Below are 25476 nucleotides of genomic sequence, written 5' to 3'. Positions count from 1 at the left end.
GGGACCACCCGGAGACACGCCTGATGAGCGAGCTTTTTTACAACGCCGTGCCGAACGCGACCCGCGTCGCCCCGCCACTGCCCGAGCCTCGGCAATATCCCAGCGAAAAACCGGCACGGGTCTACCTGTTCGGGACCTGCGTGGTTGATCTGTTCTACCCGGAAGCCGGGATGGATGCGATTCACCTGCTGGAACGCGAAGGCATTCGTGTCGAGTACCCGCAAGGGCAAAGCTGCTGCGGGCAACCGGCCTACACCTCCGGTTACACCGACCAGGCCCGGACCGTGGCACGCGCGCAACTGGCGCTGTTCGCTGGAGATTATCCGGTGGTGGTGCCGTCGGGATCGTGCGCCGGCATGCTGCGCGAGCACTATGCCGACTTGTTCAAGGACGAGCCGCAAACGTTGAAACAGGTTCAGGCCCTGGCGGCCCGGACATATGAGCTGGCCGAGTTTCTGTTGTTTGTCTGCAAGGTGCAGCTCAAGGACAGCGGCGAACCGGTCAAAGTGGCGTTGCACACATCGTGTTCGGCACGTCGTGAGATGAACACCCACTTGCACGGCCGCGAGTTGTTGGCGCAGTTGGGGAATGTGGAGCGAGTCGAGCACAGCCATGAAAGTGAATGCTGTGGCTTCGGTGGGACTTTCAGCGTCCGTATGCCAGACATTTCCGGCGCGATGGTGGCTGACAAGACCCGGGCGTTGAAGGAATCCGGTGCGCACAAGGTACTCAGTGCCGACTGCGGTTGCCTGATGAACATAAACGGCTCGCTGGAGAAACAGAAGGAAGCATTGCGCGGCCAACACCTGGCCAGTTTCCTTTGGCAGCGCACCGGAGGTGTTCAATGAACGCTTCCGCGATTATTCCTACGGTTGCCGTAGAAGAAGATTTCCGCACCCGCGCGCACAAGGCGTTGGGTGACAAGCAACTGCGAAACAACTTTCGCACTGCGATGGATTCTCTGATGACAAAACGGGCAGCGTCCTTCAGCGATGCCCATGAAAGAGAACATTTGCGAGCGCTGGGCAACGCTGTCCGCGCCCGTGCGTTATCGAAGTTGCCCGACCTGCTCGAGCAACTTGAACAGAACCTGACCCGCAACGGTGTGACAGTGCACTGGGCGGAAACGGTGGACGAAGCCAATGGCATCGTCCTCTCGATCATCCGCGCTCACGAGGGGCGGCAAGTGATCAAGGGCAAATCGATGGTCAGCGAAGAAATGGAGATGAACCATTTCCTCGCTGAACGGGGCATTGAATGCCTGGAATCGGACATGGGCGAGTACATCGTCCAGCTCGACCACGAGAAGCCTTCACACATTATTATGCCGGCGATCCACAAGAATGCCGGTCAGGTCGCGTCCTTGTTCCATGACAAACTTGGCGTGGAATACACCAAGGACGTTGACCAACTCATTCAGATCGGTCGCAAAGTCTTGCGGCAGAAATTCTTCGAAGCGGACATCGGCGTCTCCGGCGTCAACTTCGCCGTGGCCGAAACCGGCACCTTGCTGCTGGTGGAAAACGAAGGCAACGGGCGCATGACCACCACGGTGCCGCCGGTACACATCGCCGTTACCGGCATCGAAAAAGTCGTGGAAAACCTGCGTGACGTGGTGCCGCTGGTGTCACTGCTGACCCGCTCGGCCCTCGGCCAGCCGATCACCACCTACGTCAATATGATCTCCGGCCCACGCAAGGCCGATGAACTCGATGGCCCGCAGGAAGTGCACCTTGTGCTGCTGGACAACGGTCGCAGCCAGGCCTTTGCCGACAGTGAATTGCGCCAGACCCTGAACTGCATTCGCTGCGGCGCCTGTATGAATCATTGCCCGGTCTACACTCGAATCGGCGGCCACGCCTATGGGGAGGTTTACCCTGGGCCTATCGGAAAAATCATCACGCCGCACATGGTCGGCCTGGCGAATGTCCCGGATCATCCGAGTGCCTCCTCGCTGTGTGGTGCTTGCGGCGAAGTCTGTCCGGTAAAAATCCCTATCCCTTCCCTACTGCGTCGCCTGCGGGAAGAGAACGTCAAAGCCCCGGACAGCCCGCATCAAGTGATGCGCGGCCAGGGCAGCAAGTATTCGCGCAAGGAGCGTTTTATCTGGAATGCCTGGGCGAAACTCAACAGCTCGCCGATGCTGTATCGACTGTTCGGCTTTGTCGCCACGCGCCTGCGTGCCCTCGCACCGAGCAACGTCGGCCCATGGACGCAAAACCACAGCGCCCCGAAACCGGCTGCCCGCTCACTGCACGACATGGCCCGCGAGCATCTGGCCAAACAGGGAGACCGCTGATGAGCGCCAAGCAAAACATCCTCGCCAAGTTACGGAAAAGTCTGACCGGCACCACGCCCGTGCCTGACGAGTTCGACGTCGAACTGGTGACAGCGCCGTACACCTACGCCCCCGAACAACGCATTCCGCAGCTGCGCAAACTGATGGAAGCGGTGCACACAGAAATCCATCTGACGTCCGGCGAAGCCTGGCCTTCGTTGCTTGCTCAGTTGCTGCAGGATCGTCAGCTGCCGAGCCTGTTGATTGCGCCGACGACGTCGCACGGTCAACGTGTCACTCAGCACTGGGCGAAAAATCCCGGCTTGCCGACGCTGCAGGCCTACGACCGTCCGGTGGAAGAATGGAAAGCCGAGCTGTTCAACGACACACCGGCCAGCCTCACCACCACCCTCGGCGCAATCGCCGCCACAGGTAGTCTGATTCTCTGGCCGACGCGGGAAGAACCACGCTTGATGAGCCTGGTGCCACCCGTACATTTCGCCCTGCTCAAGGCCAGTGAAATCCGTGACAACTTCTATCAGGTGCAGCAGGAGTTCAACTGGGCTCACGGCATGCCGACCAACGCGCTGTTAGTGTCCGGCCCGTCGAAAACGGCCGACATCGAACAAGTCCTGGCTTACGGTGCCCACGGCCCGAAAGACCTGGTGGTTTTGATCCTGGAGGACCAATGACTCTACCGGCGACTTTCCTGCGAGATGCGCAGCAACTGATACCTCAAGAACGACGGTTCGACGACCCCTTGTCGACATTGGCGTTCGGCACCGATGCCAGTTTCTACCGGTTGATTCCGCAACTGGTGATCCGCGTCGAGTCTGAAGATGAAGTGGTGGCGCTACTGAAACTGGCGCAACGGGATCAGGTTCCGGTGACCTTCCGCGCCGCCGGCACCAGCCTGTCCGGCCAGGCCATCAGCGATTCGGTGCTGATCGTGCTTGGGGATAACTGGAACGGGCGCGAGATCCGCGGACAAGGCACGCAAATCCGTCTGCAGCCGGGCGTCATCGGCGCACAGGCCAACGCGTGGCTGGCGCCGTTCGGACGCAAGATCGGTCCCGACCCAGCCTCGATCAACGCCTGCAAAATCGGCGGTATCGTCGCCAATAACGCCAGCGGCATGTGCTGCGGCACGGCGCAAAATACCTATCACACACTGGCCGGTATTCGCCTGGTGCTCGCCGACGGCAGCCGTCTCGACACCGAAGATGCGGCGAGCGTCGCGGCGTTTCGTGAGAGCCACGCAGCGTTGCTTGAACGTTTAGCGACACTGGGCCGCGAGACCCGCGCCAATTCCGAATTGGCTGCAAAAATCCGCCACAAATACCGTCTGAAAAATACCACTGGCCTGTCACTCAACGCCCTGGTGGATTACGACGAGCCTGTGGATATCTTGAGCCACTTGCTGGTGGGTTCCGAAGGCACGCTGGGGTTCATCAGTGCCGTGACCTACGACACGGTGATCGACCACCCGAACAAGGCGTCGGCACTGATCGTGTTCCCGGATGTGGAGACCTGCTGCAACGCCGTCACTGTACTGAAAAGCCAACCGGTGTCGGCCGTGGAACTGCTCGACCGTCGCAGTCTGCGTTCAGTACAGAACAAACCCGGCATGCCGGATTTCGTACAGCATCTGTCGAACAATGCCTGCGCACTGCTGATCGAATCCCGCGCGGCGTCGTCGACTTTGCTGCACGAGCAATTGGCGCAAATCATGGCGTCGCTGACTTCGTTCCCCGTGGAAAAACAGGTCGACTTCACCGAAGACCCAATCGAGAACGCCCGCCTCTGGGCCATTCGCAAGGACACCTTCCCCGCCGTTGGCGCGGTGCGCAAAACCGGCACCACGGTGATCATCGAAGACGTGACCTTCCCGGTAGAACAACTGGCCATCGGCGTGAATCGTCTGATCGAGTTGTTCGACAAGCATCACTACGACGAAGCGATCCTTTTCGGACACGCGCTGGAAGGTAATCTGCACTTCGTCTTCACCCAAGGCTTCAACAACCCGGAAGAAGTCGCACGCTATCAGGCGTTCATGGACGACGTGGCGCAGTTGGTCGCGGTGGAATTCGGCGGCTCGCTGAAAGCCGAGCACGGCACCGGTCGCAACATGGCGCCGTTCGTGGAGCTGGAATGGGGCAGCGATGCCTACCAGTTGATGTGGCAGCTCAAACGCCTGCTCGACCCTAACGGCATTCTCAACCCGGACGTGGTCCTCAGTGACGATCCGCAGATCCACCTCAAACATCTGAAGCCGTTGCCGGCCGCCGACGAGATTGTGGATAAGTGCATCGAGTGCGGTTTTTGTGAGCCGGTCTGCCCGTCGAAAGGCCTGACCCTGAGCCCGCGCCAGCGCATCGTGATCTGGCGAGACATTCAGGCAAAAAAACGTGCCGGTGTGGACACCACGGAACTCGAAGCCGCTTACGAATACCAAGGCATCGACACCTGCGCCGCCACCGGGTTGTGCGCACAGCGTTGCCCTGTAGGAATCAACACTGGCGAGCTGGTGAAAAAGCTTCGCGGCCGTAAGGCGACGCATACGAAAACTGCCAATTGGCTGGAAGGCAATTTCGCCACCGCGCTGCAAGGCGCCCGTTTCACCCTGCATGTGGCCAATGGCGCGCGGATGCTGCTGGGGGCGCCACGTCTGGCGAAGCTTTCGGCAACGCTGACGAAGTTGTCCAAAGGCCAGGTCCCACAATGGACCAACGCCATGCCGCAGCCAGAAAAAGCCATTCGCTTCAGCCCGATCGTGTCGGACGAGCGCCCTCGCGTGGTGTACCTGGCGGCTTGCGTCTCGCGGGTCATGGGCCCGGCGGCCGGTGATAAAGAGCAAATGTCGCTGTACGACAAAACCCGTGGCCTGCTGGAAAAAGCCGGATACCAGGTAGTCTTTCCGGACAATCAGGACAGTCTCTGCTGCGGCCAGCCGTTTGCCTCCAAGGGCTACGCCGAACAGGCCGAACACAAGCGCCAGGAACTGATTGGCGCACTACTGCACGCCAGCCGTGGCGGGCTCGATCCGATCTACTGCGACACCAGCCCCTGCACCTTGCGACTGGTTCAGGACCTGGGAGATGTTCGACTGGACCTGTACGACCCAGTGCGTTTCATCCGTACGCATTTGATGGATCGACTCGACTTCACACCGCAGGAAGCGCCCATCGCCGTGCATGTCACGTGCAGCACTCAGCACCTCGGGGAAAGCCAGGCGCTGATTGATCTGGCGCGCAAGTGCAGCAAAAACGTGGTCATCCCCGAAGGCATTCACTGCTGTGGATTTGCCGGTGACAAGGGCTTCACCACGCCGGAGCTGAATGCCCATTCGCTGCGTACGCTCAAGGACGCGGTGCAACAGTGCAGCGAGGGGATTTCGACCAGCCGCACCTGTGAGATCGGTCTGACGCAACATGGCGGAATCGACTACCACGGGCTGGTCTATCTGGTGGATCGGGTCACACAGCCGAGGGGCATCTGAAGAAAAATAGAACCCTGACAAATCGTCGTAGTCCACTGGTTAAGCCCGGACATTGCCGGGCCTTACCCAACCTCGGCAGCCCGTTCTGATGGCCGGTAAACACCTGAGCCCTCAGTTCAAGGAGATACTCATGAAACGTTCTGTACTGTTAGGTCTGTTCGTTACTGTCTCGCTGATGGCGTCCCCCTCGTTTGCCGCTGAAGACCTCTGTGCGGTCAACATTAAAACCATCGAAAATGCCAGGGCACAGACGCCTCCAGAAATGTCTGATCAGGTAATGGACAGCGTCAAGCAAGCCAAAGCCGATCAGGCAAAAGGCACCAAGGAAGGGACTGACGATTGCATCGCCGAGACAGAACAAACGATCAAGCAAATCAAGGACGCGAACAAAGGCGGGAAGTAACCCGGCACAATGCCAACCTTCGGTTGGGCTTTCCTGGCGTTCAACTCGCAGGCTTGTTGCTCATCAAGATTCACAGAGCAACAGGCCAGGGAGCGCTCAGGATGGCTCCACCCAATGCGAAACAAACCAAAACCCGCCAACTGCGGGTTTTGTTGCTTCTGGGGTTTGGTCCTGCATGGACCTTTTTTCCATAGCCTTCAGGTGAAAAGCGAATTCTTGCGCAGCGTCGTAGTCTTTTAGTTAGGGCCGATCAATCGTGGCTTGTTTTTCGACCTCGGCCGAGCCCCCGCCCCTATGGCAGCACCGAGACTACCCGTACAAGGAAATACCCATGAAACGTACCGCGATCGCTGGTTTGCTCATGTCTGCTGCACTGTTGGCTTCTCCCGTATTTGCAGCGGACAACGACCTGTGTACGAGCAAGCTGCAACAGCTCAAAGCCAAAGTGAATGCACTGCCGGCGAGCGCCGACAACACCACAATGGAGATCAAAAGACTGCTGGCCAGTGCCGAAGCTTCAAAAGCTGCCGGGGACGACAAAAAATGCGTCACCGAGGCCACCCAGGGATTGTCGCTGGCAAACTGAGCAAAGATCCCACCCCATGATCACTCGCGCCAAGCATCGGGTGGCCTTCTGAGCCACGTTGGCGTACACTGCGCAGGCTTGCTGCTCACTTTGATTCACAGAGCAACAGGCACGGGGCCGTTTAGGATTCGACGCCGGTCGCGAAACTTTAGGTGCATGCCGAGTTGGTAACAGAACTCGTAAATCCACTGTTGCAACTTCTTATAGTTGCCAATGACGAAACCTACGGGGAATACGCTCTCGCTGCGTAAGCAGCCTTAGCCCTTCCCTTCTGGTACCTTCGGGTCCAGCAATCATCAGGGGATGTCTGTAAACCCAAAGTGATTGTCATATAGAACAGAATCGCCGTGCAGTACGTTGTGGACGAAGCGGCTAAAACTTACACAACTCGCCCAAAGCACCCTGCCCGTCGGGTCGCTGAGGGTTAACTTAATAGACACGGCTACGCATGTAGTACCGACAGCGGAGTACTGGCGGACGGGGGTTCAAATCCCCCCGGCTCCACCAAATACACATCTAAAGACGTCCACGGACGTCTTTTTTTGTGCCTGAAACCCAGTAAATACGGGGACTGCAGCGCTAACAAGATCCCTGAGCGTCCACGAACGTCTATGGGACTGTGTATTCCAAGTGGTATTCCAAGCTCTCAGCTGGTAATTTTTGGAATACACAAACAGCACTGGAGTACACCATGGGTGCCCAAGCCACGCGCCTTTCAGACCTCAAAGTCAAAGCCGCCAAACCTAAGGAAAAGGACTACACGCTGACTGATGGCAACGGCCTTCAAATGCGAGTGAGAATCAATGGCTCAAGGCTGTGGAATTTCAACTATATCCATCCCGTAACTAAAAAACGGATCAACATGGGACTAGGCACCTTCCCCGAGGTGAGCCTGGCTCAAGCACGCAAGCGAACCGTGGAGGCCAGGGAGCTCGTTGCTCAGGGGCTGGACCCGAAAGAGAGGCGCGACGCGGATCGACAAGCGAAAAAAGCGGCCACAGAACACACTTTCGAAAACGTGACGACAGCGTGGTTTGAACTCAAAAAGGACTCAGTCACCCCAGCCTATGCCGAAGACATTTGGCGCTCTCTCACGCTGCACATCTTCCCGGACCTGGGCACCACACCGATCTCAGACATCAGTGCCCCTAAGGTCATTAATTTGCTCAGACCCCTTGAAACCAAGGGCAGCCTCGAAACCGTTAAACGCCTGACACAGCGACTCAACGAGATCATGACCTACGGGGTCAATTCGGGACTAATTCACGCGAACCCTCTTAGCGGGATCCGCTCAGTCTTCAAGAAACCGAAAAAGAAGAATATGGCGGCACTCCCTCCCGATGAGCTGAATGAGCTCATGGTAGCAATCGCCAACGCCAGCATAAAAAGGACGACACGCTGCCTGATCGAATGGCAGCTCCACACCATGACCCGCCCTGCCGAGGCAGCAACCACCCGCTGGGCAGATATCGACTTCGACAAGCGGATCTGGACGATTCCAGCAGAACGCATGAAGAAACGCCGGACGCACATTATCCCCCTCACGGAGCAAGCCATGGCACTCTTGGAAGCAATCAAGCCCTACAGTGGGCACCGAGAGTACGTGTTCCCTGCAGACCGTAATCCTCGCACCCACTGCAACAGCCAGACAGCCAATATGGCGCTAAAGCGCATGGGCTTCGAAGGTCGTCTGGTAAGCCATGGCATGCGTTCAATGGCTAGTACCATCCTCAACGAGCACGGTTGGGATCCTGAACTGATCGAGGTGGCGCTTGCCCACGTGGACAAGGATGAGGTTCGCAGTGCTTATAACCGGGCGGACTACATCGAACGCAGACGACCGATGATGTCCTGGTGGAGCGAACACATCCAGGAAGCAGCGACCGGCAACCTCTCAATGTCAGCTATCAAGGAAAATCAGAACAGAAAAGTCGTCTCAATACGCTGAGAGTTCGTAGATACGAGAGGGAGTTCCATCCGTAAAGTACAGAAACTCAAAAGCGATTCAGAGACGATAATGGCGTCAGCAGTAACGCAACGAACCAAGCAGATCTCACCCCTGCTGACTGCGCTGATAGAGTTCAGCGACCCAGGGCGAGTGAAAATTCTTCTGATAGACAAGCACCAGTTCTTTTCGAGGGCGTGTCACACCAACATAGAACAGCCGGCGCGCCTCACGAAGCGCCCGGTCACTCTGCTTGTCACGCTTGCTGGGGAAATCGCCATTGTTGATGCCGAATAGAATGACGGCATCAAATTCGCGCCCCTTGGCGCTGTGTAACGTACTCAAGGTGATGCGACCGGAGCCTTCAATCCGGCCAGAGAAAGCAATGAGCGGCATGTCACGGCCCTGCTCCGGATTGGTCCGCTCCATCATTTCCGAGCAAACCTCCCATTCCTGATGGGCGTTTCGTGTTATGGCCTGCCATGGTGCGATCAGCTCTTGGTAAAAGCGGCGCAACCAAGCGTGTGTAGTCTCACCCGCATCAATACAGCTGCGCAGGAACGCTATCAATTGGCGTGAAAGCGCCTGTTCCTCGATCTCGCTCGCCCGCCCGCCATAGACGAGAGCAAGAGCTTGGCCGAGCAATCGGTCATAGGGTGGTTCTGCTACACGCCATCCGCCCGTTACCCAGCCGGCACAGGCTTCGATGAAGCGAGCAAGGCGGGAGCTGCGCTTAACCAGCGCATTACTGTCGGTGCGTATAAAGGCTGTATTAGAGCGTTCGAGTGTTTCGGCGACTTTGTCGCCGAGCCATGCGGCGCGATAGAGGATGGCAATCTGTTCGGATTGAAAGCCGCGGCCGAGCAGCGTTGGCAGGATGGTCTCGGCGATATGTTGCGCCTGTAGATTGTGGTCTCCGTTTACAGGCCAGAAGGTCAGTTCGCCATCGGGAGCGCCTTCAACACCGCGATAATCGCGCTCTTCGCCGAGCGCACCCAAGGAGGCGCGGATGATCTTCGCACCCGAGCGATAGTTGAAGCGCAGACGGATCGTACTGACATCACCCCGTTCGGTTAGGCTTTGAAGCAGTTCTGGGTTGGCACCCGTGAAACCGTAAATGGACTGATCGGCATCCCCTACCGCGAACAGACGAATGCCGCTTTCGAAGCAGAGCAGCAACACCAACTCGTGGAGCGCGTGGCCCAGATCCTGATATTCGTCAACGAACAGGACTGGGAAGCGAGCTCGTAGTGCGCCACGGATCCAGTGATGATCCTTGATCATGCGAAAAGCGATAAGCGGCATGTCGTCGAAGTCGATCAAGCCATTGCGTCGTAACTCGGCCTCATAGGCCTCAATGAAATCGGCAAGTTCGTAGTTTTGCCCTCTCCAGGAGGGCAGGCTGCGATCGACATCGCAGCGGCGTTTTTCCTCGGCGAAGCGCCAGCGGTCTTGTGGGTTGCCTGCATCGCCGAACACTGCCTCATAGGCTGCCTCGACCGCGGCGCTGATCTCACTCCGTGTAGCCACGCGAAAGTCGTTAGGGAGAAGCCCCGCAATGCAGCGTGCATAAGGCGCAATGACTTGAGTGAGCGCAAAACTGTGGACGGTACCAATGAAACTGCGATCGCTGGTCATGATGCCGAACTTCGCGAGACGCGTTTCAAGTTCGATCGCGCACTCGTTGTTATAGGTGATGCAGGCGACCCCGCGCGGATCGACCACGTCCTCCATTAGCGTGCGCGCCATGGCGGTGGTCAAAGTCTTGGTTTTACCGCTGCCGGGACCAGCCAGGACGATGCAGTGCCTGCGCTCGTGTGCTGCATCGTATTGCTCCGGGTTGCGTTCGAGCTCCGCAAGCGCTCGTGTGAGCGCGAGACGATTAGACACGGGATGCCACGAACTGGATGGCGGAAGCGATATAGGCAGGCGGTGTTAGCCCGGGCAGCTTCTTCGCGAGCTTTCCGCTCATGCGGCCTTTTCCGATGTCGGAAACCATGGCAAGTAACTGGTCGGGGTTGACTTCCGTGCCTGAGCGCCAAGCGGCGATTCGCGCCGTGCGTATGGAACCAAATCCTTGCTCGACGAGTATGTCGAGCAGCGCCCCAAGTAGATTGGGCGTGTTCGCTACAGCTACCTCGAAGGTTTGGTCATTCAGGAAGATGCCTTGCGGCTCCCAACCCTCACTGAAGGTTGCGAAATCTGCCGCTTCCCAATATGGGCGGTCCGCGGGGGACAACGGAGGCGCTCCAGTAACCTCGCTCCAGGCATCATATATCCCCAGCGTCCGCGCCTTGCCGAGCGGCGGTTTGGTGCCGTCGAGCGGGTCCCAATCGGTAACGACCGCAAACGGCAGACCGAGGCCGGCAGCGAGTTTCACATATGGTGTGAAATTGGTGCCAGCAACATTGCAGATGGTGATGCCGAGTCGGTCCAGGTTATTGCCCAGTGCATCTGCGAACCCAGGGAGCAGCGCTTCCTCAGCGTCGCCCTCGACAAAGATGACACCTCGTGCGAAAAGCAACTCAGATCGCGTAGCGGTCAGATATCGTTCGATATCGTCAAGTTCATCGGGTGTAACTGGCAGCGTGGCAAGCGAATAAGCGCTGGACGTGCCTCCTACTGACCGTAAGGTTACGATTGATCGCAGCGGTGCAACCGCAGCAAGAGTCGGGGAATGACTGGTGACGATCAGTGCTTGAGCTGGGTCGGCATCTTGAAAGAGCTTGTCGAAGACGGCTCGTTGGAGCTGGGGATGAAGATGAGCCTCTGGCTCCTCAATGCAAAGCAGTGAATAGTTACGCTCGTTCTTCGCGCGCCGCCAAGCAAACTCGGCTAGCTTTAATGCGATCAGCGCGACGTTCGCGGAGCCCAGGCTAGCTTCGGCGATACCGCGCTTTCCTTCGTCTATGAACATCGCTATCGAGCGAAAAAGTCGCAGCGGATCGGTCGGAGCGAAGCGTAACCGTGCACCGATGTCATGCGCACTGCCGGCCAGATTGAGAATACCCGAGCGCAGCGAGTCTTCGAGTTCTTTCACTGACGAGAAGTTTTCCATCTTCTTGGTTGCCGCTTCCAGATCAGCGGCGACGCCTTCCAAGTCGGCTCGGCTGACTGAAGCAACCGCATCTTCAAGCAACGGCCGAAGTGGAGAATAGCGCCATGACGCGAGCTGTCCTTCGGCATCGCGCAAGGCATCGAGCATGTCGAGAGCGATCCTGCGGCGTACCCGACTTGGTATGGCGCGAGATTCATCACCCCCTCCATAGACGATGAACTCGCAATCCTCGCCCGACTGCGGCGCACCGCTGACCTCGGACTTCTTACGAAAGACATAGCTCAGTCGCGCGACTTTGGGATCGCAGGCGGTGCGAAAGTCGGTTAGCAAAGCAATCAGTGCATCGTCGCCATCGAAATCGGCAAAATCGAGATGCACTTCAATCTGCGGGTTCGCCGTCATGTCGCAGCCATCCCAGAAATCTGAAAGCTTCAACTGCCGTAATGAATCAGGAAGAGTCGGATCGAACACTAACCGAATGGCGAAAAGCAGATTGCTCTTGCCAACGCGGTTCTCGCCAAGCAGCACCACGTTGCCGGCAAGCGGAATATCGATCGTCGCAAAGTTGCGGAAGTTGCGAATGCTCAAATTTGCTAGGCGCATGTAATTCCCTCTCTCATGCGGTTCTCGTCTTTACGCTTGTACGGGCGTCGCGACCGAAAGCGAAAGTCAGTCTACAAGCCCTCCACTGTAATGAATGGCAGGCATCAACGCGAGCAGCACGAAGCTACTCCGTCAGGGGTACGGCCAGAGCGAGAGGCTGTTTCGGGTCGCTTTCTGCCGTAGAAACTGAATCACTCGCCCGACATTGGGTTGATTCGATTCGAAAAAATCTCAGCCCTACATAACAGCAATGACATCACCACCAAGGAGGTTCGCCCCATGTCATTGCAATGCCCTCGCTGTCACTCCTCCAAAGTCGCTTCTTTCCATCACGCCATGAAGATCGGCGCGGCCATCGGCACTGTGTGCGGTACTGCGCGCGGCGTCAGCGCTGCGCTGGCTGGCGGCCAGGCTGGGGCGCTGATTGGCGCATTCGCCGGGCCTGTCGGCATCACCCTTGGATCCGTGTCGGGCGCCATCCTCGGCGGCCTGGCCGGTGGAGTGGGCGGCTGCGCGCTCGGCGCTCAGCTCGGTGAGTCGCTCGACCGTCACGTCCTGGCCCACAACCTCTGCCTGCTCTGCGGTCACCGCTTCAACCTGCCGGCCTGATTCCGGCACCACTCCCCTTCATTTCAATCGTCCGGTTAGTGCTGCGCCTCGCACAGCGCTTATGCCGGCATGCACCCCAAGGAATCTCAACCATGGCTCATCTCGTCGAAACAATGGCCTACGCTGGCGCTACTCCGTGGCATGGCCTGGGCAATCAGCTCACACAGAAACAACCCATCGAAGTCTGGCAACGCGAAGCCGGCATGGACTGGCAGATTCAAGAAAGCCTCGTGCACTTCAAGTCGGATGCCGTCGGCCACCTAGGCGCTATCCATTCCTTCCCGGAACAGAAGGTGCTCTTCCGTTCGGATACCAAGGCTCCGCTGTCGGTGGTTTCCCAGCGGTACCACACCGTGCAGCCCCGCGAGGTGCTGGAGTTCTACCGGGATCTCACCGAGGTCTCCGGCTATGAGCTGGAAACTGCCGGCGTGCTCAAGGGCGGTCGCAAGTTCTGGGCGCTGGCGCGTACTGGTCAGGGCGCAGCGCTCAAGGGTAATGACCAGGTCAACGGCTACTTGCTGCTGGCCACGTCCTGCGACGGGACATTGGCCACCACCGCGACGCCCACCACCGTTCGCGTGGTCTGCAACAATACCCTCAGCATTTCTCTGAATGGCGCCACTCACGCCATCAAGGTGGCACACCGCACGCGTTTTGATCCGCAAACTGTCAAGAAACAACTGGGCATTGCCGTCTCGCAATGGGACGAATTCATGTACCGGATGCGCACCCTCGCCGAACGCAAGGTTCAGTCGAAAGAGGCCCTTGGCTTTTTTATGAACGTGCTGTGCGACACCAACGCCCATGCCCCTATTCCCGAGGTGGTGCCCAACAAGCGGGCGATGGAGAAGGTACAAAGCCTGTACGAAGGAAAAGGCCGAGGCGCTGATCTGGCCTCCGCTCGCGGCACAGCCTGGGGTTTGCTGAACGCTATGACGGAGTACGTAGATCACGAACGACGTGCCAGAAGCTCGGAGTACCGAATGGATTCCGCCTGGTTTGGCCAAGGTGCAGTGATCAAACAGAAAGCGCTGGATGCAGCCCTGCAACTCGTGGCGTAAGCCAAAGGACAACCACTCATGAAACTGCACAAGCTCAAAGCCAGCGATACCGCCGGCCACTACCTCATCGATTCCCCCGTCACCGAAATCGACATTCTGCGCATGGCGCATCAGTTGGCCCGTCAGCGTCTCGCCAAAGGTCGGTTGCTGACCTCTCCCGATCAGGTATTCAGCCACCTGCAAATGCTACTGCAAAACTATGAGCACGAAGTTTTTGCAGTGCTGCTACTCGATAGCAAACACCGCGTGCTCGGCTTTCATCAGTTGTTTCGCGGCACTCTGGAAGAAGCCAGCGTCCATCCACGGGAGGTGGTGAAGCTGGTACTCGCGCACAACGCGGCGGCGGTAATCCTGGTGCATAACCATCCTTCTGGCGACCCGGAACCCAGCCAGGCAGACCGCAAGCTGACGTATGCGCTGAAAGATGCACTCAACCTGGTAGGCACCCAGACACTGGACCATATCGTTGTCGGCTCGGAAGGCTGCGTGTCATTGGCCGAACGCGGCTATCTATAAGTATCCAATCCAGCAAGACACACCATCACTCGCACTTTAAGCATCCCATTACAGGAAAGACGTCCATGACAGTGCCTCGATTTTTTCTCACTTTGTTCATTTTCATTTGCGTACTCGCCGGCAGCAGTGCCTTCGTGCTGGCTATCTGCTTGATGCTGCGCTTTCCGCCTCTGTTGATTGCCGTCGTGCTGGGATGCGGTCTTTTCGCTTGCCTCCTGAGAAAAGCAGACACCCGCATTTCAAGCAGCGCCAAACAACGGTGAGTCCGTCACTCCCCCACATGCACCCAGAAGATCCATCACCTACAAAAAAAGACTGAAGAACCAGCCCATTTACAGGGTTGGCTCTTCAATCTTTTTTTGTGACTTATGCAAGTAAGAATTTACCAAATCATCACAACAGGTCGCGAAGAAAGGCCGCGTAGGTAACAGCGCTTTCGGTCGGTCAGTTGACCACGACTGTCCCTTTCAAACTGAGGCATTTCAATGCGGATTGTATTTGGGAGAGTCTGAGTCGCTGGCATCGGCGGCGAGATTTATATACCTCAACCGAAAAGGTTTCACTGAGCACGAGGAGTTTGATCAGGTGAATCCAATAAAATCACTTGTGCTCGTTCAGCGAGCGATCAATCTGCTGGATTACAGTTCATGGAAGCAAGTTCTGACAGCTTCAGATTTTGCCTCGGATACGGTGAGCAAGCAGCAGATGCTTGAAGTGCCTGTATCTCAGCTAAAGCTTGTCCAGCGAGCGTACCTAGACTATTGGCATGAGCCGGGACACCATAGGTTGAACGGACCGGATTTTTGCCGCCACCATTTAGCAGTGGTCGGATTCGGGATGTTCAGCCCGACACCCTCCACTTACCAAATTTCTGAGCATGGAACAGGTTCGGGCGATCAGAGCAAAGGCATAAGTCCACGAAACACAGCTCACGATATGATAGCGGTGCCAAATATCGTGCTCGATCTTTACAAAGGTTCCAGCTAGAATACCTCCTGCTAAGAGGACCTATCCCAATGATTGATGCTGTTGACCTTTTCTGTGGCGCTGGTGGCCTCACCGCTGGCATGCGCAACACCGGCATTACAGTGCATGCCGGGTACGACATCGAAGGCCAATGTGCATACGCCTACCAGGAGAACAACCAGGCTGCTTTTGTCAAAAAAGACGTACAGGAAGTGACAGCCGAAGAGTTGCTGGCCTGGTATCGTCCTGACCGATACAGGCTACTTGCCGGTTGTGCGCCTTGCCAACCGTTCTCGACCTACAACCAAGGCAAAGACACCCGCAACGATCGTAAGTGGCCGCTGCTCTATCACTTCAGCCGCCTCATCGAAGAAACTGAGCCTCACCTGGTAACCATGGAAAACGTTCCTGACGTCACCAAGCACGAGGTCTACCACGACTTCGTACAAAGCCTAAGGGACCAAGGTTACGAGATCTGGGACGGGCGAGTGGCTTGCGTCGAATACGGTTTGCCACAGCAGCGACGTCGCCATGTTCTGCTCGCCTCCAAACTGGGAATACCCATAAGCATCATCCCTCCCACGCATCTGGACGCCCCAGTCAATGTCGAGGACGCCATCGGCGCACTGCCTCGCCTAGCGGCCGGAGAATGTGACCCGAACGATCCACTTCACCGGGCAGCAACACTCACCCCGATCAACATGCGACGCATCATTCACTCCAGGCCGGGCGGAACCTGGAAAGATTGGCCGCCGGAGCTAGTCGCCGAATGCCATCGCAAAGCGAGCGGCAAAACATATCCGAGCGTATACGGGCGTATGCGCGCAGATTGCCCCAGCCCGACGATGACCACCCTCTGCTACGGTTTCGGGAACGGACGTTTCGGTCACCCTGATCAGGCCCGCGCTCTATCACTGCGTGAAGCAGCGATCCTACAGTCCTTTCCTAGAAACTACGTGTTCATGGAGCCAGAGCGGATCACCTTCAAAGCCGTTGGCCGCATGATCGGCAACGCAGTTCCGGTGCGATTGGGAGAAGTGATTGGAGAAAGCCTGATGCAACACATCAGGGCCTATGAAGCGGTTCGCCAAGCGGAAGATCGAATTCAAGCCTGAGGCGGGCCTCCAGCGCCTCAAGGCTCTTAGTTTCACACTCCCACATCACCAGTACACGCCAGCCCAGTTCTCGCAACTGAGCTTCCTTCCGCGCATCACGCTCTACATTCGCTTCGAACTTGGGTAGCCAATACTCCTGTCTACTCTTAGGGGTAGTCGCGTAGCGGCAGTCAGGATGTCGGTGCCAGAAACACCCATGCACGAAGACCACCGTCCGGAATTTCGGCAGGACTATGTCCGGCGAACCGGGGAGATCTCGGCGATGCAGACGAAACCTGAGCCCTAAAGCATGTAGTGCTTGGCGAACGACAACCTCCGGTCTTGTGTGGGCCCGCTTGACGGCCCGCATGATGTCGCTTCGCGACGTACCTGAACTCACGTGTACCCCGCCTCTTATCGACTAGATGTAACTTCGCAAGTTGAATAAGTCCATCACCCACCAATAGGAACAATCACCCCTGTTATCGCCAAGGCTTCCAAATGTCGATGGAGCTGCTCAGGCAATAGATCGCCAGAAACCAAGACCCCAGCCTCCATGTTCTGATCCATTGCGTATCCGGTCAAATTAGCACTGGTGATGAAGCAATATGCCCCATCTGCCACTGCGACTTTCGCATGCACACTGCCATTAACGAACGCTGCACCTTTGTCTTTCCAGACATAGAACAGTGCATCCGGAACTATCTTCTGCAGATTACCGATAGGGTCGATGCTAACCTTGCCACCTTGCGCACTCGAGAGCTCCATCAAGAACTCGATCTTTACACCTCGCTCTGCCGCTGATTTCAGAGCCTTGGCGATCGACTCAATGTCGTAAGCAACATAACTCGTGACAAACAATCGTTGCTGAGCAGCATCAATCACCTGGATCAATGCCTGCTCGGTTCGCCGAGCAGGAACGAGCCCTGTGGTCGGACCAGTCCATACGAGCTCAATCCTCTGCCGATTCTCCGCATGGCGAAATGCATGAGCAGCGGCCAAAAGCATTGCAGCCAGGGTCTCTCCACTGGAGGGTGACTCCTTCCAAGCACTAATCATCACCTTGAGCGCATTGCTCGCCTTTGCAGACAACACTCCAGCTCCAAGATCCCCAGCTTTGGCTGCGTCAATTCCCCTGACCTTGGTCGCCAAAGCGGCGATACGGTCAAAGGAGACGATGGAAACCAACTCGGATATCGCGATAAGTAGATCGCGCACCTCAAGCACCCTCAAAGAATGCCGCTGTGGCATTCTCGAAAGTAGGTACGACCATCGCCCGGTCCAGATAACGGTTGCCACGCTCGCACGAGGTTTCCGCGACGAAGGAACATGCATGGCAAGCTGCTGCATGCAGACTCCGGTCTTTCTGCGGATCATGCTCAGCACACAGCGGATCGGAGGAGCAAATGCGCGCACGCCGCAAAGCTTGGATTAGTAGACGCTCCAGGTTTTCTGGCTTACCCAGCTCGACCAAGCCGCCCAAAGTCCCATCGGAGTCCGCGGCTGCCGTGTAGATGATGAAACCGCACTGATTACCCTCTTCACTCACTTCAGCATAGATCCGCTCTCTAATGCTGGCTGCGTTGTATCCGCACTCCAACGCCAGCTCTCGGATCAGCAGATGCGCCAAGGTATGCAGCATCACGTAGCGGGCACCTGGGTAACCGTCTTCTGGCGGACGTAGGTGTCGGGAGTTCCGCCAACCTTTATGTCCGCCTCGCAGACTCACATCAGCAGCCTGAACCTCGGCACCCTGCTCCCACTCGGCTATCGACTGCTCATCGAACTGAATGAAGATACCTTCACCGTGTACCTGATTCGCGGGCACCCAATCGGGTTTCATGCGTGACAGCGGTGCCTGGATCGGTCCAGATCCGCTACCGCCAGAGTCGCCAGGTGCCTCGACTCGCGTAAAGCCGAGCAAAGCGTTGACCTCGCGCAGGCGCTTCAGCAGCAACACCCTGGAGATCTTGCCTTGGAAACCATTGGGAACGCCTACCGCTTCGGACATGAAGTGCGGATAATCATTCACCGGTGAATTATCAATCAGCACTCGCCATTCAGGCCCTTTGATATCAGCCTCGGTGACGCCTTCGTCGTCACCGGACCGGTACGCCTCAATGGCAGCCCAGATTGCCTCTGCGGAATACTGATCGATTCCGGGCAACGAACCAGTCTTCTTCAACAGCTTGATGGTCAGGGGCACCTCTTCCGGCTCATCCAGGTCGCCGAAGAAACTCCAACCATCTTCTACCAACTGCGCCAGCCCATCCTTCGCCTGAGGTATCGCCAGCGCAGACAAGGAAATCGGAAACCAGCTGTTGGTAGCCCCCAACAGCACAGCTCGAGGTTCCGCATCGCAATCCAGTTCGAACTGATCAAGATGAGGATGTCGCCCCCGGCAACCTGGCAAATTCTCCTTACCGATCCGCCCGAACGCTTGGGCCATGTTACGCGCGGCACCGCAGGTATCGCATTTCACCCAAAGATTCTCGGTCTGAAGAGACGCGCCGCTTTCGTAGAAGCGCAATGTCCCTATGCAATCGCTGGGGCCACTGTGGACGAACCACTGCCAAGGGAAGTCATCCAGGTGCCCATTCTTGCAAGCCAAAAGGAAACGTGCCGGAACGGCATCGGCATCCTTCGCAGGTTGATCCCCCTTAGATCCTCGACAACCCTGGTGAACGAAACGTGTCGCCTCTGGGCGGTACCGACTTTCCTTGAGCTCGAACAGACCACTGTCATAGGGAGACAGCAGCCCACACTTCACACAACGCAGCCAGCGGGGGAAAGGACGAACCGGCACACCAACATTGGCTTCTGCAGAAAAAGGCTCGACTGAATCGCCCTTAGTGAAGGGCGGCATACGTAGCGATTCGACCTGAGGGCCAAGCACCTTCTGCACAGCTGCGAGCAGACGATTTTCGATCAACGGCTGACAGCGGTCCTTGTCCCAAACGTCGATTCCAGAGGTTATGACCGACACGTTAGGCAAATCGATCAGGGCACCTGGGCCATAGGTCCACAGCAGCTGACTCGGCCGTACCGAGCCAACAGGGGTCTTTTCGTTTGCCATACTCATTCGTCCTTATCGGCCGCCGCAGGGCGAGGCTTCCATTGAATATCGTCTTTGATTTTTGCCGAGTTCATGACCAAACGAACTCCAGGCTCGACCTCACGCATCGACATTGGTACCGTCCAGTTATCCCAAGTCTGCGCCCCTGGTGCCTTGATCAAGGCAACAGTTCTGTCCTTGTCTGGCCCCCGCTTCTCATATGCCAAAATGCGGTTCCCCTGCATTACCTCGTTCACCCACTGATCCGCACGCTGCTTAAGCATGTCGCCCGCGAGCTTCTTCGCAGGTGCTTCCGCAATGTTGTCGGCGCGCGCTTCGAGCACCTTCATGGCATCCAGCATTTCCGCCTGATTCGGCTGTTTAAGGCTCTGCGCTCCGTCGTTCGGCGCGAAATCATCGCTCTTGGCACGGATCAGTGACAGCATCGCGCCGGTCAGACCACGATCCATCGCGCGCGGCGAGAACGGTGTGACCGACTGCGCCTCGACGTGCTTGTAGAAGGTCGCGTGGTAATGCTCGAAGGTCTCGTAATGGGATAGATCGCGTGGACGAGCCCACGTCAGGACGGTACAGACCAGACCGGGAAATTGACGCCCCACACGGCTGGTCGCTTGGATGTATTCCGCCGTCCCTTTCGGCTGACCGTTGACCGCCATGATGCCCAGGCGGTTGACGTCGACACCGACCGACAGCATGTTGGTCGCCAACACGATGTCGATCGCACGCGCATCGCCCTCCTCCCACTTGGTCACGTACCTACCTTTCTCGGGATCCCATTCGGACTTGAACATCACTTCGAGCTGATCGAGATACTTGGGGATGTCCTGGCTCGAAACCCGAGAAGTCAGTTCGCGGATATTCATGACGCTGCGCTGTGCCAGACCGGGCCGCTGCACCATGCTCATTTGCACACGGTACGCACGAGTCTGCACGTCGTCCTCGGCCAGACGCTTCATGCCACCCAGCTCTCGCAACGAGTTGAAGTAGCCCACCATGGTCATGTAAGGGTCGGCGGCTTTGCCGAATCGATCGAACAGCGCTTGAGCCGCGGTCAGCGCTGCCGTGTAGACACGGATCAACATCGCCGGCCGTGAGCTGCCCGGAGAGCAGATACCAAGATAACGCCGCCCTGGTTTCTGCCCGATGGGCCGCTGCACTGAGAAGAAGTTGTCCTCGACGTCCAAGCCATGGGGCGGGAACACCGAGACCTGGCGCATGAATACGTTGTTGACCTGCTGCTGCGCCTTGCGCACGGTAGCAGTGGAGGCGATCACCTTCGGCCGGATCGCTTCACCATCCAACTGCCACGTGCACAGCTCATCGACCGTACTCTCGTAGAGACCCACCATGGTTCCCAAGGGACCGCTGATCAGGTGGAACTCGTCCTGGATGATCAGATCCGGAGGCCGCACCGGAGAGATAGTCTTGACCGTCGCAACCGCCCTACCCGCGACAGCCCTGTGGCCGGTATTGCAATCCGAGCCAGGCCAGAGCAATCCATGCCGGGAACACTCCTTCGATACCCGACCGAACAGGTTCCTTATCGAACCACGCCACGCCATCATGGCGAACTTGTCCACCGTGGCAATCATCATCGATGGTGGGCGGTGATACATTTCCTCATCCACGACCATCACCGGCAAACCAGGGTGTGCCTGCTTGCTCGAACGGCCGCGCGAGAAGTCGCAAGCGCTAAGCTTGTCGCCACAGTAGATCGTCGTACGCCCAGCTATCTTGTCGACCTCAATGTCTCTGCACGGATCTATCTCGGTTCCGCACCAAGGGCAGCCTGTCAGCTGTGCCGGCGAAGCCATTCCGGTAGGGTTTCTTCCCGGGGTGCGAACGGCCTCAATGAACTTGTGGCTATCCTCCGTAGTACCTGGCGTCACCTTGTTACCGACCCAAAGGCCGATGGTGAATGCGCTCTCGCCAAGGGACTTGTCGCCCGTGGCCAGAGCTTCCCGACGAATATGCTCCATCGCGCAGATCAACGCGGTAGCTCGCTGGAACTGCTGCAAAGTCAGCAAACGCAGGGTGTAACGCATGATCACTGCCAGCCCGCGAGACGAATCGTAGCCCCCCAAGTTTCCTTGTAGGCGGCGAATCGCCATGGTGAATGCAGCCACGCCCAGGTAGGCCTCGGTCTTGCCACCGCCCGTTGGGAACCAGAGCAGATCCGCATGGGCCTGCAGAGGCTGAGTGCGATCTGTATGCTTCGGATCGGTCAGCCCAGGAACGGACAGCAGCAGGAAAGCCAACTGAAAAGGACGCCAGGAGCGGTTCTTCGGTACATCGAACTCCGCCAGCTCGACAGCACGCCCGCGACGACGCTGCAAAGCGCACGCGCTATGCACCCGCTGGATCGCCATCGCTCGGTTAGCGAAACGGAAGGCCGCCAGGGCCTTGTCATCCGTCGCCAGCAGCCCCACGCCCTCGCGCAGACGAATAAGGATCGACTCACAGTGGCTCAGCGCCTCATCGGCCCGCTGCGCATAGCCGGCCGCATCGCTCTCGATGCGTGCGCGCTGATCTTCGATCCATGCTGCATAGTCCTCGGTCAGTATCCCGAGTGCAGCGACGAGTTGGCCTCTCTCCAGTTCTGCCAGTCGCTTCATATCCAGCAGACCTTCATCGACCAATCTGCGCATCGCTGGCCGATCCTGCGGATCCAAGCCCGGCGTTTCGGTGACCGGCACTTCGTAGTGCGGCATCACCGCCGTGCGCAGCTCTACCGCCTTGGCCACATCCGGGCCAACTACCGCATGCACTGCGACGCCATGGCCCACGGCGAACTCGACCCGATCGCGATAGATCATCTCCAGCGCCAAGCGCTCGCGTAAATCGTCATCATCCGCAGCGCCAGCATCCGCCTCCAAAGCAGGACGGCGACGGAATACATCTTTCACCGAACTTTCGTCATTGGCCCGCACGAGGATTTCCGGCTGGAACACCCAGGCGGTATCACGATTTTCATCCGGTTCCGTTTGGCCGTTCACCAGAAATAGCGTCACCAATCGCTCACCCTTCTCGTTCGGTGAACGCACCGTCCCCTGGATGAGCACTTCTGGGCAGGCCGAATCTGGGATGACCGGAGAAATCACTCCATCCTTCAGCGCCAACTGAAAAGTTCCCCCAGAAGGCTTGCGCCGCCAGACTTTGGCCTTGAGAACTTGCTCAGTGGTCTTGATCACTCGGCCCTCGGCGTCACGTACCGCCTTCTTGACCACCTTGGCATGGGCAGGGTCATCGGAGTCGAAGCGCTCATAGCGCCCCCAACTCACCACCACCTCAAGACTTTCCGCATCGCCATCGACGCAAAAAGTGAAGCCCATACTCGACGGTGCGAGAGATTGGTTCGAGGCCGTATCCACTTCCTCTTCGGCTTCGGAATCCCCGCCGCCAGTTTTCTGAGGAGAGTCGACTTTGTTCGACTGGGACTTCGGCTCCAGATCCGCAGGCTCGTCCTCCTCATTCTTTTCCGGGGGAGCCACATCCTCACCGCGTTCGGTGTTTTCCATCGGCGCAAGCTTGCCGACGAGGTAACGATCGCGGACGCTCATATCGACGATGAGCTCTTCCGGTCCACCGGCAGGCCCCAAAAGATCGTCCATGATGGCACACTGCAGTAGCTCGCGAACGTAAGCCTCGTTCTCGATCAGAGGAATCTCGGCAAGGGTGATGCCGAGGGCACGCGGAATAGCCTCAGCGAACTCGGTCCATGGAGCTCGCACGACGCAACCAGTGGTCGGAGGTAGCAAAGCGGTGCTACCGATCCCCACTGCAGGTTCTATCGTCTTGGCCTTGTCGAAATACAAGGAAGTGCAGTCCGTATCAACACGTACACACAGCACATGGCCAATGCGAACGATGCTACCAGCTGGGTTCAGAACTAGAACCCAGGCACCTTCGTGCAAGGCTGGGTGCCGCCCCCTCAGGCGAACCCCTTTGTCGGCCAGGCGAGCATCACGCTCCAAGCCTTGATCAACGATAACCCATGCCTCCAGGCTCCTCTCGCCTTTGCGCTCTTCCATGCTCACTCTTCGGCCCTCATTCACAATATTTTCCATTTTGACGAGATTCTCGGTACTTTAACACCGGCTCAGGACACGTTCTTGCTCCACCATTGGCGCATCGTGCCACGCACGCCATACCCCCAGCCCTCCTGGCTACAGGGCTCTCTGGAACCAGAGCCACTAGGCTCACTTGCCAAATCCCCCCCTACCCTGGAGACAGTTCGGCCTGGATGGTAACCCGGATAGCAGCTTCCCACTCCGCAACCTGAATCAGCGCCATAGCGCCCCATTCTTAGGGCATGGTAGATCCCTGCACTGTAAGACTCGATTCAGAGGGGTACTAGTCAAGTGCCGACCGCACCGCTAAAATTGCGCATTTTTTGATCAGTAGCGCCACCAGAGCGCCCACCGAGGTTAGCCCCATGTCCACCGCCACTCCGAAAGTCGGATTCGTATCGCTTGGCTGCCCGAAAGCGACCGTCGACTCCGAGCGCATCCTGACGCAACTGCGTATGGAAGGTTACGAAGTCGTGTCCACCTATCAGGACGCCGACGTCGTGGTGGTCAACACCTGCGGTTTTATCGACAGCGCCAAGGCCGAGTCCCTGGAAGTGATTGGTGAAGCCATCAAGGAAAATGGCAAGGTCATCGTCACCGGCTGTATGGGTGTCGAAGAAGGCAATATCCGCAAGATTCACCCGAGCGTGCTCTCGGTGACCGGCCCGCAGCAATACGAACAAGTGGTCAACGCCGTCCACGACGTTGTGCCGCCGCGTCAGGATCACAACCCGCTGATCGACCTGGTGCCACCGCAAGGCATCAAGCTGACCCCGCGCCACTACGCCTACCTGAAGATTTCCGAAGGCTGCAACCACAGCTGCAGCTTCTGCATCATCCCCTCGATGCGCGGCAAACTGGTCAGCCGCCCGGTCGGTGATGTGCTCGACGAAGCCCAGCGCCTGGTCAAATCCGGCGTCAAAGAGCTGCTGGTGATTTCCCAGGACACCAGCGCCTACGGCGTTGACCTCAAATACAAGATGGACTTCTGGAACGGTCAGCCGGTGAAGACCCGCATGCTAGAACTCTGTGAAGCGCTGTCATCAATGGGTGTTTGGGTGCGCCTGCATTACGTCTACCCATACCCCAATGTCGACCACGTTATCCCGCTGATGGCTCAGGGCAAACTGCTGCCCTACCTGGATATCCCCTTCCAGCACGCCAGTCCGAAAGTGCTTAAGGCCATGAAACGCCCGGCCTTCGAAGACAAGACCCTGGCGCGCATCAAGCAATGGCGCGAAATCTGCCCCGAGCTGACCATCCGCTCCACATTCATCGTCGGTTTCCCCGGTGAAACTGAAGAAGACTTCCAGTATCTGCTCGACTGGCTGACCGAAGCCCAGCTCGACCGCGTGGGCTGCTTCCAGTACTCCCCAGTAGAAGGCGCACCGGCCAATGACTTAGACGCCGAAATCGTGCCAGACGACGTCAAACAGGACCGCTGGGACCGCTTCATGGCTCACCAACAAGCGATCAGCGCCGCGCGCCTGCAGCTGAAAATCGGCAAGGAAATCGACGTACTAATCGATGAAGCCAATGAGGAAGGCGCAATCGGCCGCTCTGCTGCTGACGCCCCCGAGATCGACGGCAACGTCTATGTAGACAGCAAGAAGCCGCTTAAACCTGGCGACAAGGTGCGTGTACGTGTCATTGATGCCGACGAGTACGACCTCTGGGCAGAGGTCATTTAAAGCTAAGTAACATCGGCTGAG

At 57.7% G+C, this 25476-nt stretch carries 20 protein-coding genes and 1 other RNA gene; 15 read left to right on the top strand and 6 right to left on the bottom strand.

The genetic code is table 11. From position 1 onward, the window contains the following. The first annotated feature begins 23 nt into the window (after positions 1–23). The 8 genes from K5R88_RS24970 (at position 24) to K5R88_RS24935 (ending at position 8714) form a co-directional block, all read left to right on the top strand. Positions 24–848: a (Fe-S)-binding protein gene (locus K5R88_RS24970; protein ID WP_226298570.1), complete on the top strand. Its 825-nt coding sequence runs from the start codon at positions 24–26 to the stop codon at positions 846–848. Next, positions 845–2299 carry a LutB/LldF family L-lactate oxidation iron-sulfur protein gene (locus tag K5R88_RS24965; protein ID WP_226298569.1) on the top strand — a complete coding sequence of 485 codons (1455 nt, stop codon included), beginning with the start codon at positions 845–847 and terminating at the stop codon, positions 2297–2299. The genes K5R88_RS24970 and K5R88_RS24965 overlap by 4 nt, the downstream gene beginning before the upstream one ends. Next, a complete protein-coding gene (locus K5R88_RS24960) occupies positions 2299–2970 on the top strand; it encodes a LutC/YkgG family protein (RefSeq protein ID WP_226298568.1) in 672 nt (223 codons plus the stop codon). Before K5R88_RS24965 ends, K5R88_RS24960 begins: the two co-directional genes overlap by 1 nt. Continuing rightward, positions 2967–5777: an FAD-binding and (Fe-S)-binding domain-containing protein gene (locus tag K5R88_RS24955; RefSeq protein WP_226298567.1), complete on the top strand. Its 2811-nt coding sequence runs from the start codon at positions 2967–2969 to the stop codon at positions 5775–5777. The genes K5R88_RS24960 and K5R88_RS24955 overlap by 4 nt, the downstream gene beginning before the upstream one ends. A 130-nt stretch (positions 5778–5907) precedes the next feature. Beyond that, on the top strand, positions 5908–6180 hold the full coding sequence (locus K5R88_RS24950) for a hypothetical protein (protein WP_008036547.1): 273 nt from the start codon (positions 5908–5910) through the stop codon (positions 6178–6180). Between the two features lie 331 nt (positions 6181–6511). Beyond that, the gene (locus K5R88_RS24945; protein WP_008029815.1) at positions 6512–6766 is read left to right on the top strand and encodes a hypothetical protein; all 255 of its coding nucleotides are present in this window, start codon (positions 6512–6514) and stop codon (positions 6764–6766) included. A gap of 113 nt (positions 6767–6879) precedes the next feature. Next, positions 6880–7273: a transfer-messenger RNA gene (gene ssrA / locus K5R88_RS24940) on the top strand. 184 nt (positions 7274–7457) lie between these two features. Continuing rightward, the gene (locus tag K5R88_RS24935; RefSeq protein ID WP_226298566.1) at positions 7458–8714 is read left to right on the top strand and encodes an integrase domain-containing protein; all 1257 of its coding nucleotides are present in this window, start codon (positions 7458–7460) and stop codon (positions 8712–8714) included. Between the two features lie 105 nt (positions 8715–8819). On the opposite strand, the gene K5R88_RS24930 is transcribed toward K5R88_RS24935, so the two are convergent. Together K5R88_RS24930 and K5R88_RS24925 are read right to left on the bottom strand one after the other, a co-directional pair. Further along, positions 8820–10601, bottom strand: coding sequence for an ATP-dependent helicase (locus K5R88_RS24930; RefSeq protein WP_226298565.1), 1782 nt, complete (start codon positions 10599–10601; stop codon positions 8820–8822). Beyond that, complete coding sequence (locus K5R88_RS24925) at positions 10594–12372, bottom strand: ATP-dependent nuclease (RefSeq protein WP_226298564.1); 1779 nt, start codon at positions 12370–12372, stop codon at positions 10594–10596. The genes K5R88_RS24930 and K5R88_RS24925 overlap by 8 nt, the downstream gene beginning before the upstream one ends. A gap of 279 nt (positions 12373–12651) precedes the next feature. Between K5R88_RS24925 and K5R88_RS24920 the strand changes: the two genes are divergently transcribed. From K5R88_RS24920 to K5R88_RS24895, 6 genes are all read left to right on the top strand, one after another. Further along, a complete protein-coding gene (locus K5R88_RS24920) occupies positions 12652–12981 on the top strand; it encodes a hypothetical protein (protein WP_226298563.1) in 330 nt (109 codons plus the stop codon). A 92-nt stretch (positions 12982–13073) separates the two neighbouring features. Further along, complete coding sequence (locus tag K5R88_RS24915) at positions 13074–14042, top strand: DUF932 domain-containing protein (RefSeq protein WP_226298562.1); 969 nt, start codon at positions 13074–13076, stop codon at positions 14040–14042. An 18-nt stretch (positions 14043–14060) separates the two neighbouring features. Further along, on the top strand, positions 14061–14558 hold the full coding sequence (gene radC / locus K5R88_RS24910; RefSeq protein WP_226298561.1) for a RadC family protein: 498 nt from the start codon (positions 14061–14063) through the stop codon (positions 14556–14558). A 65-nt stretch (positions 14559–14623) separates the two neighbouring features. Beyond that, a complete protein-coding gene (locus K5R88_RS24905; RefSeq protein ID WP_226298560.1) occupies positions 14624–14821 on the top strand; it encodes a hypothetical protein in 198 nt (65 codons plus the stop codon). Between the two features lie 322 nt (positions 14822–15143). Continuing rightward, the gene (locus K5R88_RS24900) at positions 15144–15545 is read left to right on the top strand and encodes a hypothetical protein (protein ID WP_226298559.1); all 402 of its coding nucleotides are present in this window, start codon (positions 15144–15146) and stop codon (positions 15543–15545) included. A gap of 29 nt (positions 15546–15574) precedes the next feature. Then, positions 15575–16639 (top strand): DNA cytosine methyltransferase, encoded by a 1065-nt coding sequence (locus K5R88_RS24895; protein WP_442963901.1) that lies wholly within the window; start codon positions 15575–15577, stop codon positions 16637–16639. Here K5R88_RS24895 and K5R88_RS24890 read toward each other — a convergent pair. The 4 genes from K5R88_RS24890 to drmA form a co-directional block, all read right to left on the bottom strand. Beyond that, positions 16590–16988, bottom strand: coding sequence for a very short patch repair endonuclease (locus K5R88_RS24890; RefSeq protein ID WP_230427572.1), 399 nt, complete (start codon positions 16986–16988; stop codon positions 16590–16592). The genes K5R88_RS24895 and K5R88_RS24890 overlap by 50 nt on opposite strands. A gap of 83 nt (positions 16989–17071) precedes the next feature. Then, positions 17072–17836 (bottom strand): DISARM system phospholipase D-like protein DrmC, encoded by a 765-nt coding sequence (gene drmC / locus K5R88_RS24885; protein ID WP_226298557.1) that lies wholly within the window; start codon positions 17834–17836, stop codon positions 17072–17074. Between the two features lies 1 nt (position 17837). Next, the gene (gene drmB / locus K5R88_RS24880; RefSeq protein ID WP_226298556.1) at positions 17838–19694 is read right to left on the bottom strand and encodes a DUF1998 domain-containing protein; all 1857 of its coding nucleotides are present in this window, start codon (positions 19692–19694) and stop codon (positions 17838–17840) included. Positions 19695–19696: 2 nt separating this feature from the next. After that, positions 19697–23725 carry a DISARM system helicase DrmA gene (gene drmA, locus K5R88_RS24875; protein ID WP_226298555.1) on the bottom strand — a complete coding sequence of 1343 codons (4029 nt, stop codon included), beginning with the start codon at positions 23723–23725 and terminating at the stop codon, positions 19697–19699. A gap of 404 nt (positions 23726–24129) precedes the next feature. Here drmA and rimO point away from each other — a divergent pair, with 404 nt between their 5' ends. Beyond that, entirely contained in the window at positions 24130–25455 is a 1326-nt protein-coding gene (rimO, locus tag K5R88_RS24870) for a 30S ribosomal protein S12 methylthiotransferase RimO (RefSeq protein WP_226298554.1), read from the top strand. Positions 25456–25476 lie beyond the last annotated feature (21 nt).

The organism is Pseudomonas sp. MM213 (assembly GCF_020423045.1).
Lineage (GTDB): Bacteria > Pseudomonadota > Gammaproteobacteria > Pseudomonadales > Pseudomonadaceae > Aquipseudomonas > Aquipseudomonas migulae.
This window is presented reverse-complemented; position numbering and strand designations above follow the sequence as displayed.

What these genes read in the sequence shown, in the direction of transcription:
- K5R88_RS24950 (WP_008036547.1), top strand. Translation starts at nt 5,908, where the DNA reads ATGAAACGTTCTGTACTGTTAGGTCTGTTCGTTACTGTCTCGCTGATG.
- drmA (WP_226298555.1), bottom strand. Translation starts at nt 23,725, where the DNA reads ATGGAAGAGCGCAAAGGCGAGAGGAGCCTGGAGGCATGGGTTATCGTT.
- rimO (WP_226298554.1), top strand. Translation starts at nt 24,130, where the DNA reads ATGTCCACCGCCACTCCGAAAGTCGGATTCGTATCGCTTGGCTGCCCG.
- K5R88_RS24915 (WP_226298562.1), top strand. Translation starts at nt 13,074, where the DNA reads ATGGCTCATCTCGTCGAAACAATGGCCTACGCTGGCGCTACTCCGTGG.
- K5R88_RS24925 (WP_226298564.1), bottom strand. Translation starts at nt 12,372, where the DNA reads ATGCGCCTAGCAAATTTGAGCATTCGCAACTTCCGCAACTTTGCGACG.
- K5R88_RS24895 (WP_442963901.1), top strand. Translation starts at nt 15,575, where the DNA reads ATGATTGATGCTGTTGACCTTTTCTGTGGCGCTGGTGGCCTCACCGCT.
- K5R88_RS24970 (WP_226298570.1), top strand. Translation starts at nt 24, where the DNA reads ATGAGCGAGCTTTTTTACAACGCCGTGCCGAACGCGACCCGCGTCGCC.
- K5R88_RS24905 (WP_226298560.1), top strand. Translation starts at nt 14,624, where the DNA reads ATGACAGTGCCTCGATTTTTTCTCACTTTGTTCATTTTCATTTGCGTA.
- K5R88_RS24920 (WP_226298563.1), top strand. Translation starts at nt 12,652, where the DNA reads ATGTCATTGCAATGCCCTCGCTGTCACTCCTCCAAAGTCGCTTCTTTC.
- K5R88_RS24890 (WP_230427572.1), bottom strand. Translation starts at nt 16,988, where the DNA reads ATGCGGGCCGTCAAGCGGGCCCACACAAGACCGGAGGTTGTCGTTCGC.
- K5R88_RS24965 (WP_226298569.1), top strand. Translation starts at nt 845, where the DNA reads ATGAACGCTTCCGCGATTATTCCTACGGTTGCCGTAGAAGAAGATTTC.
- K5R88_RS24945 (WP_008029815.1), top strand. Translation starts at nt 6,512, where the DNA reads ATGAAACGTACCGCGATCGCTGGTTTGCTCATGTCTGCTGCACTGTTG.
- K5R88_RS24935 (WP_226298566.1), top strand. Translation starts at nt 7,458, where the DNA reads ATGGGTGCCCAAGCCACGCGCCTTTCAGACCTCAAAGTCAAAGCCGCC.
- K5R88_RS24960 (WP_226298568.1), top strand. Translation starts at nt 2,299, where the DNA reads ATGAGCGCCAAGCAAAACATCCTCGCCAAGTTACGGAAAAGTCTGACC.
- radC (WP_226298561.1), top strand. Translation starts at nt 14,061, where the DNA reads ATGAAACTGCACAAGCTCAAAGCCAGCGATACCGCCGGCCACTACCTC.
- drmB (WP_226298556.1), bottom strand. Translation starts at nt 19,694, where the DNA reads ATGGCAAACGAAAAGACCCCTGTTGGCTCGGTACGGCCGAGTCAGCTG.
- K5R88_RS24955 (WP_226298567.1), top strand. Translation starts at nt 2,967, where the DNA reads ATGACTCTACCGGCGACTTTCCTGCGAGATGCGCAGCAACTGATACCT.